Annotated in this window: 1 protein-coding gene; it reads right to left on the bottom strand. The window is 55.9% G+C overall.

The features are described 5' to 3' along the window. Nucleotides 1-1,832 (bottom strand): transketolase (gene tkt / locus I2494_RS20465; protein ID WP_218468819.1); only part of this gene is annotated, 1,832 nt, incomplete at both ends.

Below are 1,832 nucleotides of genomic sequence, written 5' to 3'. Positions count from 1 at the left end.
GCTTCCACCGCCACACGTGCCGTTACGCCTGATGGCAGCACCGATTCACGGTAAGCCGCATCCTGACGGTCAAACACTTCGGTACAAGGCATCGATACCACGCGAACTTTACGGCCTTCCGCCGTCAGTTTATCTGCCGCATCCACCGCCAGGCTCACTTCTGAACCGGTGGCAATCAGAATTAACTCCGGCGTTCCGGCGCAGTCTTTCAGCACGTAACCACCACGGGCCACATTCGCCAGTTGCTCTGCACTGCGCGGCTGTTGGGTCAGGTTCTGACGGGAGAAAATCAGTGCGCTCGGCCCATCCAGACGCTCAATCGCCGATTTCCACGCAATGGCAGACTCAACCTGGTCACACGGACGCCAGGTGCTCATGTTTGGCGTCAGGCGCAGGCTGGCCATCTGCTCTACCGGCTGGTGAGTCGGGCCGTCTTCACCCAGACCAATGGAGTCATGGGTATACACGAATACGCTGCGAATTTTCATCAGCGCTGCCATACGTACCGCGTTACGGGCATATTCCATAAACATCAGGAAGGTGGCACCGTAAGGTACAAAACCACCGTGCAGCGCGATACCGTTCATCATTGCCGACATACCAAACTCGCGTACGCCGTAATGAATGTAGTTACCTGCCAGGTCATCCACAATGGATTTCGAACCGGACCACATGGTCAGGTTGCTTGGTGCCAGGTCAGCTGAGCCGCCCAGGAACTCCGGTAACACTTTGCCAAAGGCTTCCAGTGCGTTTTGTGATGCCTTACGGCTGGCGATATTGGCCGGATTAGCCTGTAAATTCTCGATAAACTTCTGAGATTCTGCCTGCCACTGTGCCGGTAACTCACCGCTCACGCGACGGGTAAATTCGGCCGCCAGTTCAGGATGGGCAGCACGGTAGGCAGCAAACTGCTTGTCCCACTCGGCTTCTGCCGACTGACCGGCAGATTTGGCATCCCACGCGCTGTAGATTTCCTGAGGAATAACAAACGGCTCGTATTTCCAGCCCAGCGCTTCACGGGTGGCCGCCACTTCCGCATCACCTAATGGTGCACCGTGGCTGTCGTGCGTACCCGCTTTGTTAGGAGAACCAAAACCGATGATGGTTTTGCACATCAGCAGTGAAGGCTTACCGGTCTCTTTCTGTGCCTGCTCTACCGCTTGACGAATGGCATCTGAATCGTGGCCATCAATACCGCGAATAACGTGCCAGCCATAGGCCTCAAAACGCATGGCGGTGTCATCGGTGAACCAGCCCTCAACGTGACCGTCAATGGAAATGCCGTTGTCATCATAGAAGGCAATCAGTTTGCCCAGCTTCAGGGTACCGGCCAGTGAACAGGCTTCGTGAGAAACCCCTTCCATCATGCAGCCATCACCCATAAAGGTGTAAGTGTAGTGGTCAACAATATCGTGGCCCGGGCGGTTAAACTGGGCTGCCAGCGTACGCTCGGCAATCGCCATACCCACGGCATTACAGATACCCTGACCCAGCGGGCCGGTGGTGGTTTCCACGCCCGGCGCATAACCATATTCCGGGTGACCCGGGGTGCGGGAATGCAGCTGACGGAACTGTTTTAAATCGTCGATGGTCAGGTCATAACCGCTCAGGTGCAGCAGGCTGTAAATCAGCATGGAGCCATGGCCGTTAGACAGAACGAAACGGTCGCGGTTAGCCCACTGCGGATTGGTTGGATTATGTTTTAGGAAACCGCGCCACAGAACTTCCGCGATATCGGCCATGCCCATAGGGGCTCCGGGATGGCCTGATTTGGCCTTTTGTACGGCGTCCATACTGAGGGCGCGAATAGCGTTAGCGAGTTCTTTATGAGA

The sequence above is a fragment of the Limnobaculum allomyrinae genome, assembly GCF_016649425.1.
Taxonomy (GTDB): Bacteria; Pseudomonadota; Gammaproteobacteria; order Enterobacterales; family Enterobacteriaceae; genus Limnobaculum; species Limnobaculum allomyrinae.
The sequence above is the reverse complement of the archived record's forward strand: the minus strand, read 5'-3'. Positions and strand labels throughout refer to the sequence as shown.